The following is a 16247-nucleotide window of genomic DNA, read 5'->3' on the forward strand; positions in this document are numbered from 1 at the left end:
TTTGCTAACTCATTCGCTGCCAAGAGGCAGTGCTGTAGCCAGTTCGGAGTCAATATGCCAATGCTGCTGTTGGGTACGAACTTGGAATAGAAGCGATCAGGTCAATCATCTGAGTCGCCGTGTGTTGATTTCCACGCGGAACTGACCCGGGTTTTCCATCGAGAAGTGACCCGGCTTCGAGTTAAGTTGAGATGGTCATGACTGGGTCAAGGTATGTTCGTTTTCCTTCCTCTTGTGGTTCGTGGCCGCGGTGCTCGCCCTGAAGCGGAAGCTGTCATTTCCGGTTTCCAAGATGTGGCAGCGATGGGTGAGCCGATCGAGTAGAGCGGTGGTCATCTTGGCATCGCCGAAGACGGTGGCCCACTCGCTGAAGCTCAGATTGGTCGTGATGACAACGCTGGTGCGCTCGTAGAGCTTGCTCAGCAGATGGAAGAGCATTGCGCCGCCGGAGGCACTGAACGGCAGGTATCCAAGCTCGTCCAGGATCACGAGGTCGAGACGGGCAAGGGTCTCAGACAGTTGGCCGGCCTTGCCCCTGGCCTTCTCCTGTTCGAGCGTGTTGACGAGTTCGATGGTCGAGAAGAACCGGACTTTCCGCCGGTGATGCTCGACTGCCTGGATGCCGAGGGCGGTCGCGACGTGTGTCTTGCCTGTGCCTGGCCCGCCGATCAGCACGACGTTCTGCATTCCTTCGATGAACTCGCAGCGATGAAGCTGGCGCACCGTGGCCTCGTTTATCTCGCTGGCCGAGAAGTCGAAGCCTGACAGATCCTTATAAGCCGGGAAGCGTGCAGCCTTCATGTGGTAGGCGATCGAGCGCACCTCGCGTTCGGCCATCTCGGCCTTCAGAAGCTGCGTCAGGATCGGCACGGCGGCATCGAAGGCAGGCGCGCCTTGTTCGATCAGATCGGTGACGGCCTGTGCCATGCCATACATCTTGAGGCTGCGCAGCATGATGACGACGGCGCCGCTGGCGGGATCATGACGCATGGCGGCCTCCGCGACTGCTGCAGGCATGCAGACCGTCGTAGCGCTCGACATTGGCCTCGGGCTCCCGGCGCAGCAGCAGCGCTTGCGGTGTGTCGATAACCGGACCGTCGATCGTCTTCGCGTCGATCAGACGGTGCAGGATGTTGAGCACGTGGGTCTTGGTTGCGATCCCCTCGGTAAGGGCCAGTTCGACTGCGGCCAGTACAGCCTGCTCATCGTGCTGCAGGACCAGGGCAAGGATATCGACCATCTCGCGATCGCCACCAGCCGTCTCAGCATCTGCTCCTGCAATCGCCGGAAGCCTGACGGCAGTTCAGCGAAAGGGGCGCCGTTACGCAGCGCGCCGGGCTTACGCTGGATGACCGCGAGATAATGACGCCAGTCATAGATTGTGCGCGGTGGCAGGTGATGCGATCGATCAATCCGCCGTTCATGCTCGCACAGGAGCTGCCCCTCGGCCGCAACGACAAGCCGGTCCGGGTAGATACGGAGGCTGACGGGCCGGTTCGCGAAAGACGCCGGGACGCTGTAACGGTTGCGCTCGAAGTTGATCAGGCAGGTTGGCGAGACCCGCTTGCTCTGCTCGACGAACCCGTCGAAGGCGGGCGGCACCGGCATTAAGGCGGGCTGCTCTTGGGCCCAGACATCGGCAACGGTCCCCGCAAGGCGGCCATGCGGGATCTCCCGCCAAAGCTCCAGACAGCGCCGCTCAAGCCAGGCGTTCAGCGCGGCGAGATCGGGAAAGTCCGGCATCGGCTGCCAAAGACGCGGTCGTGCATCCCGCACGTTCTTCTCGACTTGCCCCTTCTCCCAGCCGGAGGCTGGATTGCAGAACTCCGGCTCGAAGACGTAGTGGTTTGCCATCGCCAGGAAGCGCATGTTGATCTGGCGCTCCTTACCGCGCCCAATACGGTCCACCGCCGTTCTCATGTTGTCGTAGATGCCGCGCTCGGGCACACCGCCGAAGACCCGGAAGGCGTGCCAATGCGCGTCGAACAGCATCTCGTGAGTCTGAAGCAGATAGGCGCGGACTAGGAAGGCCCGGCTGTGCGCCAGCTTGATATGAGCGACCTGCAGCTTGGTTCGATCGCCACCGATCAAGGCATGGTCCTCGCTCCAGTCAAACTGGAAGGCTTCGCCGGAGCGGAACGTCAGGGGAATGAAGATACCGCGCCCTGTCGTGTGTTGCTCGCGCTGCCGATCGGCAGACCACTCGCGAGCAAACGCAGCCACCCGGTTGTAGGAACCGGTGAACCCGAGAGCGACAAGATCGGCGTGCAGGTGTGTCAGAGGCCGGCGCTGCTTGCGTGACTTCGATGCCTCAGCTTTCAGCCAGGCCGCAAGCTTGTCGGCGAACGGGTCCAGCTTGCTCGGCCGTTCGGGCACCGAGAACTTCGGCTCGATCGTGCCGGCCTTCAGATACTTCTTGATGGTGTTCCGGGAGAGCCCGGTCCGCCTGGCAATCTCGCGGATCGGTAGCTTCTCACGCAGAGCCAAGCGGCGGATGACGTTCAAAAGTCCCATGTGGATCACTCCAATGCCCCCCTCGCTCAGCGCGATCGGAGGGGAAGGTCACATGGGTCAAATCTCAGTGGAAATCAGGCGACTTCCCGGGTCAGTTCCGCGTGAAAATCAACAGGTCGGGATCTCACGGCCGAAACGCGAGCTGTTGTGCAGCGTGCGCACGATGAGATCAGCAAGGGCGAACGAATCTCCGATACCCTCAAAAGCCGGTTTGCCTAAGCTGCGGAAGGGACGCGGCTCGGCGGTTCTCCACAAGGAACCGTCGAGCCGGTACAAGCCGTTGTATGCGATTATTGGCGGTGTATTCTCGGCCCACTCCATCCTTGAAGATGGTTGCCAGATACAGTAGCGGGCACCAGCGCGATGAGTTTGCATCGATCGCGCCGATCCAGATCATCTTGATGTTAGGCATCCTGAGACGGGGATCGTCTTGGCTGCACATACCGCTGCCCGTACTGGGAGAACAGGCTTCGTACGCCTTGACCGTACCCCGTGAAGCCTCAGTGATCACAATCTTTAGCGTCGCCCGCCTTCCAGTTCCTCCGCGCTCGGTTGAGTTTCGGAATTCCCATCCTTTGCGTATTCGCGATCCAGCACCTCGACAGTCGCCGTCGCTGTAAGGCCGTGAAAGACTGTTGAAGCGAAGATCGTGAACGCGACAAGTGCCCAGAGCGGCCCTTCATCGACAAACTCAACGTGCGTGGACGCATACGCCAAGTAATAGAGCGACCCGATGCCGCGCACGCCATAGATCGCGACCACGGCTTTCGCCCTCAGGCTTAGAGGGGTGCCGATGAGGCCGAGCATTCCGGTCGTGGGCCTGATCACCAGGATCAGGCCGAACCCGATTACGGTGTGGCTCCAGTCAAGGTAAGGCCATAGCGACGGCATGACGCTGCCGAGGAGCACCAGCAGAATAGCGGTGATGGCATGTTCTATCGAACTCGCGAAGGCATGTAGCTGCTTGTGGAACTGATGCCGTGCTTCGGCCCGCCGGCACACGACGCCGGCAATGAACGCCGCGATAAATCCATAGCCTTCGGCAAGTTCCACCACCCCGTAAGCAAGGAACACCCCGGCAAGAGCGAGCACCCCGGGGCCCGAGGGAGCGATCGTGTTCCAGGCGGGGACAGCAATCAGTATGCGTCCGAGCAGCCACCCAATGACGATGCCGAGCCCGGTCCCGACGAGAATACGATAGAGGACATCCCAGGCAATCCACTCGGTAAGCCAGAGGCCAGGGTTCGCGCCTTGTGAGGCGATGTGGAGCGCCAGATAGACGAACGGAAACGCAAGGCCGTCGTTCAAGCCGGCTTCGGTGGTCAGCGCGAACCGGACAGGATGCTCCTTCCCCTCAAGCGGCGGGCCGATTTGAAGGTCTCCAGCCAGAACGGGATCCGTTGGTGCCAGCACCGCCCCGAGAAGGATTGCTCCTCCGAGAGTCATCCCTGCGACGCTCCAGCCGAGAAACGCAATCGCCGCAATGGTTAGAGGCATTGTTATCGCGAGGAGTCTGATCGTCGGTCGCCAAAGCCGCAGACCACCCAGATCGTCAATCCGCAGCCCGGTAGCGAAGAGAACAACAATCACCACTAGCTCGGCCGCGATTTCCCAGATGGCCGGGTTCTTCGTTGGGTCTATTCCAACAACGATTCCAGGGAATAGAAGCGAACCCACCATGCCGCAGGCCATGAGGAGCGCCGTCGCTGCGGGTGGTCGTCGTACAAAAAGGTGGGGCAGCCAATACGAGACCAGAAGGCTCGCGCCCAAGGCGACAAGCAGGATGTGGTAGGCATCGAAACCAAACTTGGCTTCTTCCATGGCATGTTCCTGGACTGAGCTGGACGCCTGCGGTGTCGGCTTGTGATCGGTAATGGCAGCATCGAGACGAGTGTCGCCATTGGCCCCGCCCATATGTCAGGGGAGGGAGTCTGGAATACGGCCAGGCTTTCTCATCAGTCGCTGACGGGATCGAACGGGGTGGTTTCGGAGGGATCGCGAAACTGCTTCGTTTCCCTGCAATATGCTCCAGCTTCCGGAAAATTGTCCCGAGCCCTTCGAGGCTTTCACCGGCGACATCGAAACGGATGTGCTGACGCAGCTAGTTGCCGTCCGAAGAAGGTGTCGCCTTGACGAGGCGTGGTCAGTCGCAGGCCCCGCAAGGCAATTTCGCGACCGAATTGAGGCTCGCCATCCGCGGAAGGAACGAAAACGCTCGCAACATCAAGCAGTAAACTCCGGAGCCTCTGCCACATTGATGAACGCCAGATAAACGATTGAAAAATATCGACTATCCACAATTCGCGAGGCGGAACTGGTTCGCCACTCCCTTTGTTTATCGACCCGAACAGCGCGTCTGAACCGACACGGCTGTGATCAGAAAAACGGGAGACGAACGATGAAACTCAACACCCTTCTCGCGGCTAGTACCGCTACCATCCTTGCAATGTCGGCCATCCCTGCCTCCGCGCAGACCGCGGTCTCGGCGACGACCGACCTCAATGTTCGCGCCGGTCCTGGTCCCACCTACGAAATCGTCGGCGTAATCGGCAATGAGGATACCGCTACGCTGGAAGGCTGCACAGACAGCGGTTCATGGTGCCGGGTCACTGTCGATGGCAGGTCGGGTTGGGCTTACAGCCAGTATCTGACAGCGGATGCGGGCGGTGAGACGGTGGTCGTCACTGAGCGCCGGACGGAATACCCGGTCGTTACCTATGAGGACGAAGGCGGGGCTGGCGAAGTGGCCGGTGCGGCGACAGGAGCCGTCGCGGGTGCACTTGTCGGCGGGCCAATCGGCGCGGCAGTCGGCGGTGCTGCTGGCCTGGTTGCCGGCGCTGCGCTGAATCCGCCGGACGAGCGCATCGAGTATGTCCGGTCGAACCCCGTGGATCCGGTCTATCTGGAAGGCGAGGCCGTCGTCGGCGCGCAGGTGCCCGAGACGGTGGAACTGCAGACGATCCCGGACTACGACTATCGGTACGTCTACGTGAACGGTCAGCCGGTTCTGGTTGACCCGAACAATCGTCAGGTCGTGTACGTCGTCCGGTAAATGTCGACTGGCCGACGAACGCTTTCTAGCGTCCGTCGGCCTCTTGTTACCGCGCAATAGCCCGGTTGTTCCAGAAAGGAGCGACCGGGCTTTCGCTTGTCCATACGAGCGTGTCGATACTGGGCGCCGCCGCCACTCCGGCGAAATCGGCCGCTTCGGTAGGGGCCAAGGGTAGAAGCCCTGAAGCCCGTCCGTACACTGGGAGACAGAGAGGCATCGGAGATTTTAGCCGATTCCACCACGGTCAGTTGCCTGGAGATCCGAATTTTCGAGCGCCCATCGGGAACCCCATCGTTCAGAAGCAGTTGAGAAGCCGAAGAACATCATGACCGATTGTCACAGTTGGTCGGCTAACAACTTGGCTCGAAGATATGTCCGGTAGTGATCGCGGTAGGAAAGCGACGGGTCCGTCAGAGATTCCGCCAGCCGGCTGGAAGGAAATTCTATGGCGGGTCTACGCTGAGATAAGCGACGATCGCGTTATGCTGGTTGCTGCGGGTGTTACATACTACCTACTGCTTGCGATGGTGCCTGCATTATCAGCCTTTGTGTCAGTCTTCGGCTTGTTTGCCGATCCCTCGACCATCCAACAGCAAGTCACAAACCTTTCGGCGGTCGTTCCGGGGGGTGGGATGCAGATTATCGGTGATCAGTTGGAGCGGCTGGCGCAGCAGGACAGCGCTACGCTTGGCTTTACGTTTGTCATTTCGCTGCTTGTCGCTCTTTGGAGTGCGAACGCAGGAATGAAGTCTCTCTTCGAGGCAATGAACGTTGCCTACGACGAGCCCGAAACCCGGGGATTTTTCAAACTTACGCTGATCTCCCTTGCGTTTACGATCGCTGCTGTCGGCGCAGCTGTCCTTTTCCTTGGCGTTGTTCTTGTCGTCCCCCTCATCCTCAACGCCATAGGGCTGGGCCAAGGTCTTGAATGGCTGATTAGAATCGGCAGCTATGCCGGCATGGCCATTCTGGTCTCTCTCGGAATTGCCGCCCTCTATCGATGGGGTCCCAGCCGGGAATCCGCCCAGTGGAAATGGATCAGTCCCGGGGTTCTTCTGACGATGGTCCTCGTCGTCATCACCTCCGTGCTGTTCTCCTGGTATGCCGCGAATTTCGGTTCGTACAACGCGACATACGGTTCGCTCGGCGCATTGATCGGCTTCATGACGTGGATTTGGCTTTCCACCACGATCCTGATCGTCGGCGGAGAACTGAATTCGGAAATGGAGCACCAGACCGCAAGGGATTCAACGACGGGAGAACCTCGTCCGATGGGCATGCGGGGTGCGAAATTTGCAGACCATGTCGCCGGTAGCGGCGGTTCGCGCCGTGCATCCGACGAGGCTGATCTCGCGTCTGAAGCTGCCCCGAACCGGATCCGGGGGGACCATCCGAACGCCCGGAAGCGAGTGTCGTGGGGGACGTTAGCTTTTGCTCTGCCCGCAACGCTGGTTCTGGCTGCCATGCAGCGACGGGACAATCACCGATGATCGATGAGGATCGAATGCCGGCACCGTGCTCCACCAATCCCACCAGCGAAAAGGCCGCCCCATGAACAGCATCATCTACGTCATCGGACTGATCGTCGTCGTCCTCGTCGTCCTGTCTCTCCTTGGCATCAGCTGAAAGGTTTGAACCTATGACCTCTGATAATCCATCAACCCCGTCGAAAACTGGGACCCGTCAAGCCCAGGATGATCTCGACCAGACGAGAGATCGCGTTCGGACCGAAGCCCAGGCGGCTAAAGATGAAGCTCGCAATGCCGCAGATAGCATTCGCGACGCGGCGTCCGATCTTTCAGGGAAGGCCCGTGCCCGGGCGCGGGAAGAGGGTGAAAAAGGGAAAGAGCAAGCCGCGGGCAGTCTCAACGACTTCGCTGCAGCTGTTCGCAAGGCATCTGACGAGTTGGGAGAGCGCGATCAGTCGATGGCGTCGAGCCTGGTTCGCGAAGTTGCCGGCGGGCTCGAGCAGGCTTCCCGAACCATTCACGGCAAGGATATTGGCGAGATTACGCAGTCGGTGGCTCGTTTCGCACGGGAGCGGCCTGCGACATTCCTGGTCGGCGCGGCGCTCGCTGGACTGGCGTTAGGCCGTTTCGCTCGTTCATCAGGCGAGCACGACCAACGCGATTACGCCGGTGGCGAAGGAAGGGACGAAGGCAGCCGTGACATGGCCTCTGCTGACCGTTCCAACTCCCCCGTCGGTAGTCGAGTACCTGCTGGTTATCGCCCCTCCTATTCGGACCAGCCGCGGCCGACGGAAGGCGCGTTCCCAAAAGATCGTGACCCTGTCACAGGAACCGCCCGTGGTGTCGGGGCAGCTCCAAGTATACCGGCGCGCCCGGCGGGAGAGACGTCCTCAGCGTCAAGGGCTACTGCCGCTTCGCCCCTGAGCCCATCCACAAACACCACGTCTTCCCATCCTAGCGCTAAAGGGGAAAATTATGAGCGTTGATCCCAACGATCCGCAGTCGCGTTCGGAGACACGAACGACAGCAGAGCCGCGCTCGCTGCCCGACCTTGTCGTGCATGCGCTTCGCGAGACGAGTGAACTCGTTCAGACTGAGACGCGCCTCATCCGGTCAGAAATGTCGGACAAGATCACCCAGATCGAGGCGGGCGGCGGACTGATAACGGCGGGTGCAATCTGCCTTCTTGTTTCCCTGATTACGCTGACCGCGGCGCTTGTCACTGCGATCTCGAAAATCGGCGATCCGGACATCGGACCAGGCTGGGCCGCACTGATCGTTGGAGTAGCTCTCGCAGCGGTTGGTGCGGTGCTGCTTATGAAAGGGAAGAAGGAACTCGCCCCCAGCAGCCTCATGCCGTCCCGTACAACCAGGCAGCTGGGCAAGGATGCAAAGCTTGCCAAGGAGCAAACCCGATGAGCAGCGATACCGATCGGCTGGAAAGAGAAGCCGAAACTCACCGTTCCAATCTGGACTCGACGTTCGATGCCATCAGGGATCGTCTGTCGGTCGGGCAGATCGTTGACGAGTTTTCCGGATACCTGAAGGAAGGCCAAGGCGCGGATACGGTCAAGAATCTGGGTCGCCAGGTTCGGGATAACCCTTTGGCGCTTGGCTTGGTCGGAGCGGGCCTGGCCTGGCTTCTCCTCGGTGAAGGGACACGGGCGAAAACGCACGAAGCTTCCGATCGCTTGGCTCGCTGGCGAGAGGGCCGCGAGTACGATCGGTTTGACGAGGCCTTTCCGGCAGACGATCGACGGTACGCGGAGAGAACCGAAGCGGGTCGTACCTCCTTCGGCAGTTCGGGGACGGGCGGTGGATCGTCGTCTGCGTCCCCTTCGGCCACTTCGGGATCCAGTAGCTCTGGAATGGGCGATCGGCTCTCCCGAGCGGTCGGATCCGCGGGCGAGGCAGGTTCGAATGCTGCTTCGAGTGTATCGGATACCGCGAAGGGCTTGGGCCGCTCCGTTTCCGACGCAACGGGTTCAGCGGCAGACGCGACAACCCGTGGCATGCACGACGCCCGTGATGCGATGAGTTCTGCGGGATCGGCCACCATGGAGAGCGCTCGTCGTACGGGGCGGCAAGCGTACCGCGCCGGTTCGCGAGCACAGCGCAACGTCGCAGACCTTATTCACGACGAGCCGCTTGTATTCGGAGCTGTTGCCCTTGCGATTGGTGCGGCGGTAGGGGCGATGCTTCCGGCCACCCGTCAGGAAGATGAATGGATGGGCGAGGCGCGAGACCACGTCCGGGATGAGGTTTTCGAACAGGGCCGCGACACGCTGCATAAGGCCGAGCACGTTGCAGGCAAGGCTTATGAAGCAGCTAGCGAGACTGCGGAAGACAAAGGCCTGAAGCCAGAGACGAATGACGCGGGTTCGCAAACCGTGGCGCAGAAGGTTTCGGGCGTAGCCGAAGCCGCTGGCGGGAAAGCCAAGGAAGAAGCAAAGCGAGAGGGGCTTCTGTAAAAGTCGGCGACCTCGACGAGTGTCTACCTTGTCGAGGTCGCGGCTTTTTCGCTACTCGGAAGAACGCCGCTGTTACTTAAGTAAATGGGTCCGGAATAAGTCACGCTGGTAATTGCCTACCCCCTTGCCGTCGGCACGGATCGCTGAATCTATGGCGGCATAGAACGCAGTGATTTGCAGCGGCTATCAAAGGACGAACTGATCGATCTGGTGCTACGGTTGCAGCGATCACAGAGGACGTCACGGATGTCTTCGAAGCCGCCTGCGACTGATTGCAAGTAGCGGCGCCCGCATGCCCTATGTTATCCGCAGGATTTTACGAGTTCTCAAGACTAACAATCACGAATCTGAAGTGCGCTTGGTGTATTCTTTTCCAACGGGCTTCGTCTGCTTTTAAGCTTCTCGACACCACGAATCAGCGTCTGTGTTGGATCGTGAGCGGTACGACCGCTATCGGCCACACCGTTCAGAAAGCTGCCGGTCGGCTTTCGGCCCTGGGCCGCATGTCCGTGGCTTTCCCTCCGCGTTCGAGGCTGTTAGTATTGGGTTCCGCTTGGAGAATTGCGATGCCCTACGTCGACTGGGCAATGAAGGGACCGAAAATCGCAGCGTGCAGTTGCGACTACGGTTGTCCTTGCGAATTCAACGGAAAGCCGACGGAAGGGCTCTGCGAAGGGCTCGAATGCATGCGGATCGATGAGGGCTGGTTCGGCGATCTGCGGCTGGACGGCCTTAAGGTTGCGGCAGCCTATCGCTGGCCCGGCCCCGTGCACGAAGGCGGCGGCGTCGTTCAAGGCTTCATCGACTGCGACGCCACACCCATCCAAGTCGAGGCACTGAGCATCATCCTCGGGGGTGGCGAACAGGAGCCGACCACCGTCTTCAACATCTATGGCTCGACGATCGCCGAGGAATTGCGACCGGTCTTCGCTTCGATCGACTTCGGTAGCGATATCGAAGCGCGAACCGGCTGGTTCCGTATCGAGGATCAGCTCGCTCTCGAGCTGGAGCCCATTCGGAATCCTGTGACAGGCTTGGCGCATCGCGCCCGCATCGTGTTGCCTGAGGGCTTCGAATTCCGCGAAGCGGAGGTCGCAAGCGGTACGTTCACCAGCGATGGCGAGATCCGCATGCATAGGCAGAGCCGCTACGGCGCGCTCTGGAATGCCGCGTACGGGCCGCACGGCATCATCGACCCTTAAGGCCTGACCGAACCCGCAAGGATGATGTCATGACGCCATGGGAAATCGAAGGGGTGGAACTGGTCAACTGCAACTGCGCCTATGGCTGCCCCTGCCAGTTCAATGCTCTGCCGACGCACGGACACTGCCAAGCGAACGGTGCGATCGACATTCTGCGAGGGTACCATGGGAGAGTCAGTCTCGACGGGATGCGTATCGCGTTCATCTTCCAGTGGCCTGGCGCCATCCACGAAGGTGGCGGCAAGTGCCAGCCGATCGTCGACGAGCGCGCCGACGAGAACCAGCGTCAGGCGCTTCTGACGATCATGTCCGGGAAGGACTCCGAGCCCGGCAGGACGATGTTCAACGTCTTTGCGTCGACCGTGAGCGAGTTCTTCGAGCCCGCCTTCCGCAAGATCGACATGGACGTCGACGTCGATGCGCGGCGCGGGCACATCCACGTCGATGGCTTCATCGACATTAACGGCGAGCCGATCCGCAATGTCGTGACGGGACGGGAGCATTGGGCGCGGATCGATCTGCCTGACGGGTTCGAGTACACCTTGGCGGAAGTCGGCAGCGCCTCCTCGAAAACGCAGGGCCCGATCGCTTTCGATCTTGAGAACTCCTACGGTCAGTTCGCCCGCCTGCATCTGAACGGACAAGGGCCGATCAGGGGTTGAAATGGCAGAGGCGGCGCTGCTGAACTCGTCCTTGGAGATGTTGATCCGGCGTGACCGCCTGATCATGCTGACGGGCATCGTTGCTCTCGTCATGCTGGCCTGGGCGTGGTTGCTCGTTGGGGCCGGCACAGGCATGAGCATCTGGATGATGAGCCGCCCCGCGATCTTTCCCGGTAATGAGGCGGGATCGGCGATGCCGGCGGCTTCGTGGTCGGTCGCGACCTGGATCATCGTTGCCGGCATGTGGTGGATCATGATGATCGCCATGATGATCCCAAGCGTCACGCCGATGGTTCTGCTCCACGCCCGGGTCAGTCGCCACGCCCAGAGTAAGGGACAGATTGCCGCCGGCGCGATTCCATCCGGCGTCTTTCTCGGCGGTTATCTCCTGGTCTGGCTCGCCTTTTCGCTGTTCGCCACCACTCTTCAATTTGCCTGCGAACAGCTCGGTTTTCTGTCTCAGCCGATGATGTGGTCGGTGAATGTCTGGATGACGGCGGCCTTGTTCGTCGCCGCCGGCCTCTACCAGATATCTCCATTCAAGCGGGTGTGCCTTGAACATTGCCGCGCGCCCGCCGAGTTCCTGTCTCGGCACTGGCGCAAGGGCCGCGCGGGCGCCTTTCGGATGGGCGTCGAACACGGTGCATACTGCCTCGGCTGCTGCTGGACCTTGATGGCGTTGCTGTTCGTAGGCGGCATCATGAATATCTACTGGATTACCGGTCTGGCTATCATTGTCCTCTTCGAGAAAATCATGCCCCGAGGCGACAGGTTGGCGCGAGTGCTAGGCTCAATGTTCGTTCTCGCCGGGGCTTGGATCGCGATTGGGGCAATCTGATCAGTTGCTACCTCGACCGAATGCGAAGCCATTGATTGTCCAAGCCTTCCTTGTTCTTCGAGCTCACGCTGATCCTGCCTGAATCTCGCAAAACTCGTCTTCGACCTTTCCTGATCGTTCAACGGACGAGCGTTAGCTTGTGCCGTTCCTATTCGTCCGTAGGCGCGGATGCGTCCACAGGGCGACGTCGATCGTCGCACGGTGACCGCGAATGCTCTCCGTACGGAGCCCGTCGGGCGGCGTGACGTTCTGGCCGCCGTCTTTGATCGCCTTGATCGCAGCGGCGGATACTGCGAATTGGGCACCCTCGACCTTGGCGACTTCCATCAGACGGCTCGCCAGATTGACCGTGTCGCCGCTGACACTGATTTGCTGGTGGGCCTCATGGCCTAGGCGGGCAAGGACGACGGGACCGTAGTGAAGGCCGAGCCGCAACCGGAGGCCGCCAGGCTCGGCCTGCGGCTGCGACGCGACCCAGTCGCGCGTGTTGTCGGCCAGCGCGACGCCTGCCGCGAAGGCGCGGCCGCAAGGGTCGCCGATCTCTTCGACGATGCCGAAGACGATCATCGCGCCGTCTCCCATAAAGTTCATTACCACCCCCTCATGCTTGGCGACCGTGTCGACAACAAGGGTGTGGAATTGCTTGAGGAAGGTCTGGGTGCGGGCAGGACCGAGTTCCTCGCTTCGCCGAGTGAAGCCTGAGAGGTCCAGGAAGAGGACGGCGGCCGCTTGCTCCAGCGGTTGTCTCAAATAGTCCGGATCCGCTGCGATACGCTCGGAGAGCAGGGCGGGGTGGAAGCGACGCAGGGCCGCCTCGGCGGCAACAACCGTCCGCGCCTCCTTACGCTCGTGCAACTGGCGGGCGAATCCAGCTATGGCTACTGGGGGAACCGCGGCGACGAGTGGCAAAGCAGCGCTCGTCCAGATGTCGCCAGCGAACAGGATGAAAGTGCCGGCCAGAACCGCCAAATGGGCCAATCCGACCAGCGGCAGGCTTCGAGTCAGCGGCAGGAACAGGACGAGGAGAACGCCGCTCAAGGCGAGCATTAGTGCAATGGAAGCGTCAACTTGGCGTGTCATAGCATTGCGGGTAGGGGTTTGAGCGCTCAGCAATTGCGCGACGCCCGTCGCTTGAATCTCCACCCCTGGCGTGACGGGATCGAACGGTGTCGCGAAGCTGTCGCCGACACCAGTCGCGGTAACCCCGATCATTGCGAGATGGGCAGCCAAGGACGGGCTCCGGCCTGAAAGAACTTCTTCCGCGCTGATTGTCCGGATCGCCCCAGCCGGTCCGAAGAACCGCAGCGATAAGTGCCAGCGCGAGTCCAATGGAATCGGATCATTGCCAATGGTAACGCTATCGGCGGTCAAGACGGCCTCCGCGTTCCGGTGGAGCGCTGCGGCCTTCAGAGCGAACCCCTGCACAAGGCCGCGCGGTGACTGGAACAGCAAGGGCAGGTGGCGCGGCGTTCCGCCTGCGTCCGCAGCGACGTTGGCGAAGCCCACTGCCGCAACGCGATCGAACTTCGGCAAGGGCCACAGATCGTTGTCGGGCATGGGCGCCGCCACCGCCTGTGGGTCACTCTGACGGAACTGGCCGGCGGCTGCAATCACGCTGGGAATGGTTGCCAGAGCCTCAGCCAGCGCATCATCAGCATCCGTCTCCGCGGGATCGACCAGCAGGATGTCGAGAGCCAGCGTTTTTGCGCCTGCGGCGACGATTTCCCGGATCAGCATGGCGAGGCGCCCGCGATCTAGAGGATAGCCACCTTCGGCTGCGACCGTCGCGTCATCGATCGCGACGATTATGATTTCCTCCGGCGTCTCCCGGGGGCCAGCGGCAAGAAGCCGGAGATCGACCAGCGGCGCCTCGATGAGATCCACGACGCTGCGCTGTCCGGAAACGTGCAACATGCCGAGCCACCCAGCCCAGCAAATGGCTGCGAGGGCCGCGAGGGCGATAGTTGTAAGCGGAGCTCGCACCCGCCGCTGCAACGCTCTAGCGCCCGAAGCGGGAATGCAGGCGGGAGACCCGCTCCCGTGGCCATCTGCGAACTGTCAGGGGGGCGCCGGGACTCACGTCAACGCCTTCGCCCGGTCTCAGGAGGACGGTGCCCGGACCCGTACGCCGACCGACCTGCACCTGTCCTTGGACAACGAAAACCGCGGTGGCACCAGGGCTGACATCGACCGCATACAAGGTGCCACGTACTGAGGCTATCGCGTGCGGCGTCCTGATCTGGAAAGGCCGCGAGGTCTCTAAGTCGATTAGAACCGCTTTCGTATCGAGACGGACCGCGTGGGGCGGTCCGTCCGACGCCGGCGCAAGGATCTGCAGTCTTGCGGCCGCCTCGGCCTCGATGAGCAAACCGCCGGGGCAGCGGATCATGGTGCGCGGTGGATCACGCAAGATCACGGATGTGCAGGTCCCATCTTGCTGCGCGACGGCCGCCCCACAGGTGATGATAAGAAGGGCTGCCACTGCCAAGCGCGTCCGGAATGTAGAGACTTGCATTCGACGTCTCCCAAGAGCGCTGCCTAGCTTCCCCAAAATTTCCTCTAGGTCACCATTCCCTGCTTCTGCCCATTTCCGGTTCACTTCAAGACGGAAGCGTCGCTTTTCTCCAGATCGGGCTTTCGCACAAGAGGCATGGCGGCAGCAATGTTGCCATGGGACGTCGTCGCATCGATCAGTCCTGCTGGCTGCCGGACGATAGCCTTCTTGGGCCGGCAGAAGCAGCAAAGAGGCGATGATACTGACGGACGACCGCTGGCCCAGGTTTACTTCTGCTTTTGGAAGGTCTCACGCGACGGCTCCAGGCAGAAAGGTTTGACCGCCGAACGGCGGTTTTCGCCGTCTACGGGCCCGGAAGCGAACGATCTGTCGCCGTGAAGGGCTTCGGGCGCCGTGAGGCGTGCGAAACCATTCACGTAAGCGGTCGATGGTTTTCTGTCATACCGCCCAGAAAACTGTCGGTCGGCTTTCTGCCCACGGCGGCATCGGAAATCATCGTCTCGCTGTGCCCGTTGGCGGCATCGGAAATCATTCCTGCTCCGCACTCATGCCGGACAACACGCGCTACTGGAGGCGCTCCGATCGGCTGCGCCGCTCTGACGATAAATCGTCCCGTCTGTAGATGGTCTGATCGAGAAGATCCAACACATCGCTCTCTCGCAGCGGTCCAAGATCACGAGTCGGCTCAGGGGGTTCCGCTTCATCGTCATCTGGAGGTATCAGGCGGAAAGCAGATGCGACATATCGCAAAATGGACATTGCGTATCCTCCCAAATTTGCAGCGCCGAGCACAAAATAAGCACTCTCAGCTTGTCCCAAGTGTGACGCTGGAAGAAATGTGGGCCGGCGCATGGCCATCCCCCCAGATGTTCACATCTGCTGACATTCGCCGCAGTGTGTGATCTCTAGGTGGCCCTCCGTACTTGTACTTGAACTCAGCTCGTTGCTCGCGTTGGGCCATCCGCCGCGCCTTGAACGGCTCGTCCTTCCAGATCTCCTTTGCCGTCTCGCCGGCCTTGATCCTGGCCTTCTCGTCCTCGGTGTTACGCTGACTTGGCGCGGCAACAAGCGTGGCGTCCATGATCTGACCTGACATCGGCAGATAGCCCGCTTCGCTGATCGCCCGGTCGGGACGGGCAAACAAAGCGTCGAGCGCATCGGCGGCAATCAAGGCCTCACGGAAATCCCACAGAGTGTTGGCGTCCGGCACTGCATCGCCGGGACGGAGACCGCAGAACCGCATCCAGCTCAACCGGTCCTTCACGAGGAACTCGGTCTGCTCCAGGGACAACCCGTTCAGCGCCTGGAGAACCAGCATCCTGAATTTGAGAGCCGGATCGAAGGGCGGCCTGCCGCCCCTGCTGCGATCGCGCCGGGGAACCGATTTCGCCAGGTCTGCCCAGAATATCTCGAAATCGACCGTAACGGAGAGCTTCTCCAATGGATCGCCATGGCGTGACAGTTGCGAAAGCCGATCCTCGACGTCCCAAAACCCAATCTGTCCCGCCATCCGACCCCGCCCGA

The 16247-nt window shown here is 60.9% G+C and carries 12 protein-coding genes and 1 pseudogene; 7 read left to right on the forward strand and 6 right to left on the reverse strand.

Annotated elements, in window-relative coordinates; genetic code table 11:
* Positions 1-195: 195 nt before the first annotated feature.
* The 3 genes and pseudogenes from istB to J3367_RS20510 form a co-directional block, all read right to left on the reverse strand.
* The gene (gene istB / locus J3367_RS20500) at positions 196-990 is read right to left on the reverse strand and encodes an IS21-like element helper ATPase IstB (protein WP_024350045.1); all 795 of its coding nucleotides are present in this window, start codon (positions 988-990) and stop codon (positions 196-198) included.
* Positions 980-2514 (reverse strand): annotated as a pseudogene (gene istA, locus J3367_RS20505) (IS21 family transposase). Before istA ends, istB begins: the two are co-directional and overlap by 11 nt.
* Positions 2515-3030: 516 nt before the next feature.
* Positions 3031-4335 (reverse strand): cation:proton antiporter, encoded by a 1305-nt coding sequence (locus tag J3367_RS20510; RefSeq protein ID WP_024350047.1) that lies wholly within the window; start codon positions 4333-4335, stop codon positions 3031-3033.
* A gap of 577 nt (positions 4336-4912) precedes the next feature.
* Here J3367_RS20510 and J3367_RS20515 point away from each other — a divergent pair.
* From J3367_RS20515 to J3367_RS20545, 7 genes are all read left to right on the forward strand, one after another.
* On the forward strand, positions 4913-5566 hold the full coding sequence (locus J3367_RS20515) for a DUF1236 domain-containing protein (protein ID WP_024350048.1): 654 nt from the start codon (positions 4913-4915) through the stop codon (positions 5564-5566).
* Positions 5567-5937: 371 nt separating this feature from the next.
* A complete protein-coding gene (locus J3367_RS20520) occupies positions 5938-7056 on the forward strand; it encodes a YihY/virulence factor BrkB family protein (protein WP_421462491.1) in 1119 nt (372 codons plus the stop codon).
* 954 nt (positions 7057-8010) lie between these two features.
* Positions 8011-8454, forward strand: coding sequence for a phage holin family protein (locus J3367_RS20525; protein ID WP_024350050.1), 444 nt, complete (start codon positions 8011-8013; stop codon positions 8452-8454).
* Complete coding sequence (locus J3367_RS20530) at positions 8451-9506, forward strand: DUF3618 domain-containing protein (protein ID WP_421462492.1); 1056 nt, start codon at positions 8451-8453, stop codon at positions 9504-9506. Before J3367_RS20525 ends, J3367_RS20530 begins: the two co-directional genes overlap by 4 nt.
* Before the next feature lie 566 nt (positions 9507-10072).
* A complete protein-coding gene (locus J3367_RS20535) occupies positions 10073-10708 on the forward strand; it encodes a DUF1326 domain-containing protein (protein WP_024350052.1) in 636 nt (211 codons plus the stop codon).
* Positions 10709-10737: 29 nt separating this feature from the next.
* The gene (locus J3367_RS20540; RefSeq protein WP_024350053.1) at positions 10738-11370 is read left to right on the forward strand and encodes a DUF1326 domain-containing protein; all 633 of its coding nucleotides are present in this window, start codon (positions 10738-10740) and stop codon (positions 11368-11370) included.
* Position 11371: 1 nt separating this feature from the next.
* The gene (locus J3367_RS20545) at positions 11372-12208 is read left to right on the forward strand and encodes a DUF2182 domain-containing protein (RefSeq protein ID WP_024350054.1); all 837 of its coding nucleotides are present in this window, start codon (positions 11372-11374) and stop codon (positions 12206-12208) included.
* 132 nt (positions 12209-12340) lie between these two features.
* Here the strand turns inward: J3367_RS20545 and J3367_RS20550 are convergent, their stop codons facing one another.
* From J3367_RS20550 to J3367_RS20560, 3 genes are all read right to left on the reverse strand, one after another.
* Complete coding sequence (locus J3367_RS20550; protein ID WP_024350055.1) at positions 12341-14122, reverse strand: CHASE2 domain-containing protein; 1782 nt, start codon at positions 14120-14122, stop codon at positions 12341-12343.
* Between the two features lie 85 nt (positions 14123-14207).
* Positions 14208-14723 (reverse strand): FecR domain-containing protein, encoded by a 516-nt coding sequence (locus J3367_RS20555; RefSeq protein WP_024350056.1) that lies wholly within the window; start codon positions 14721-14723, stop codon positions 14208-14210.
* A gap of 805 nt (positions 14724-15528) precedes the next feature.
* Positions 15529-16233, reverse strand: a complete 705-nt coding sequence (locus J3367_RS20560) for an IS5/IS1182 family transposase (protein ID WP_024350057.1) — start codon at positions 16231-16233, stop codon at positions 15529-15531.
* Positions 16234-16247 lie beyond the last annotated feature (14 nt).

The organism is Aurantimonas sp. NFXS3, from assembly GCF_049132005.1.
GTDB classification, from domain to species: domain Bacteria; phylum Pseudomonadota; class Alphaproteobacteria; order Rhizobiales; family Rhizobiaceae; genus Aurantimonas; species Aurantimonas coralicida.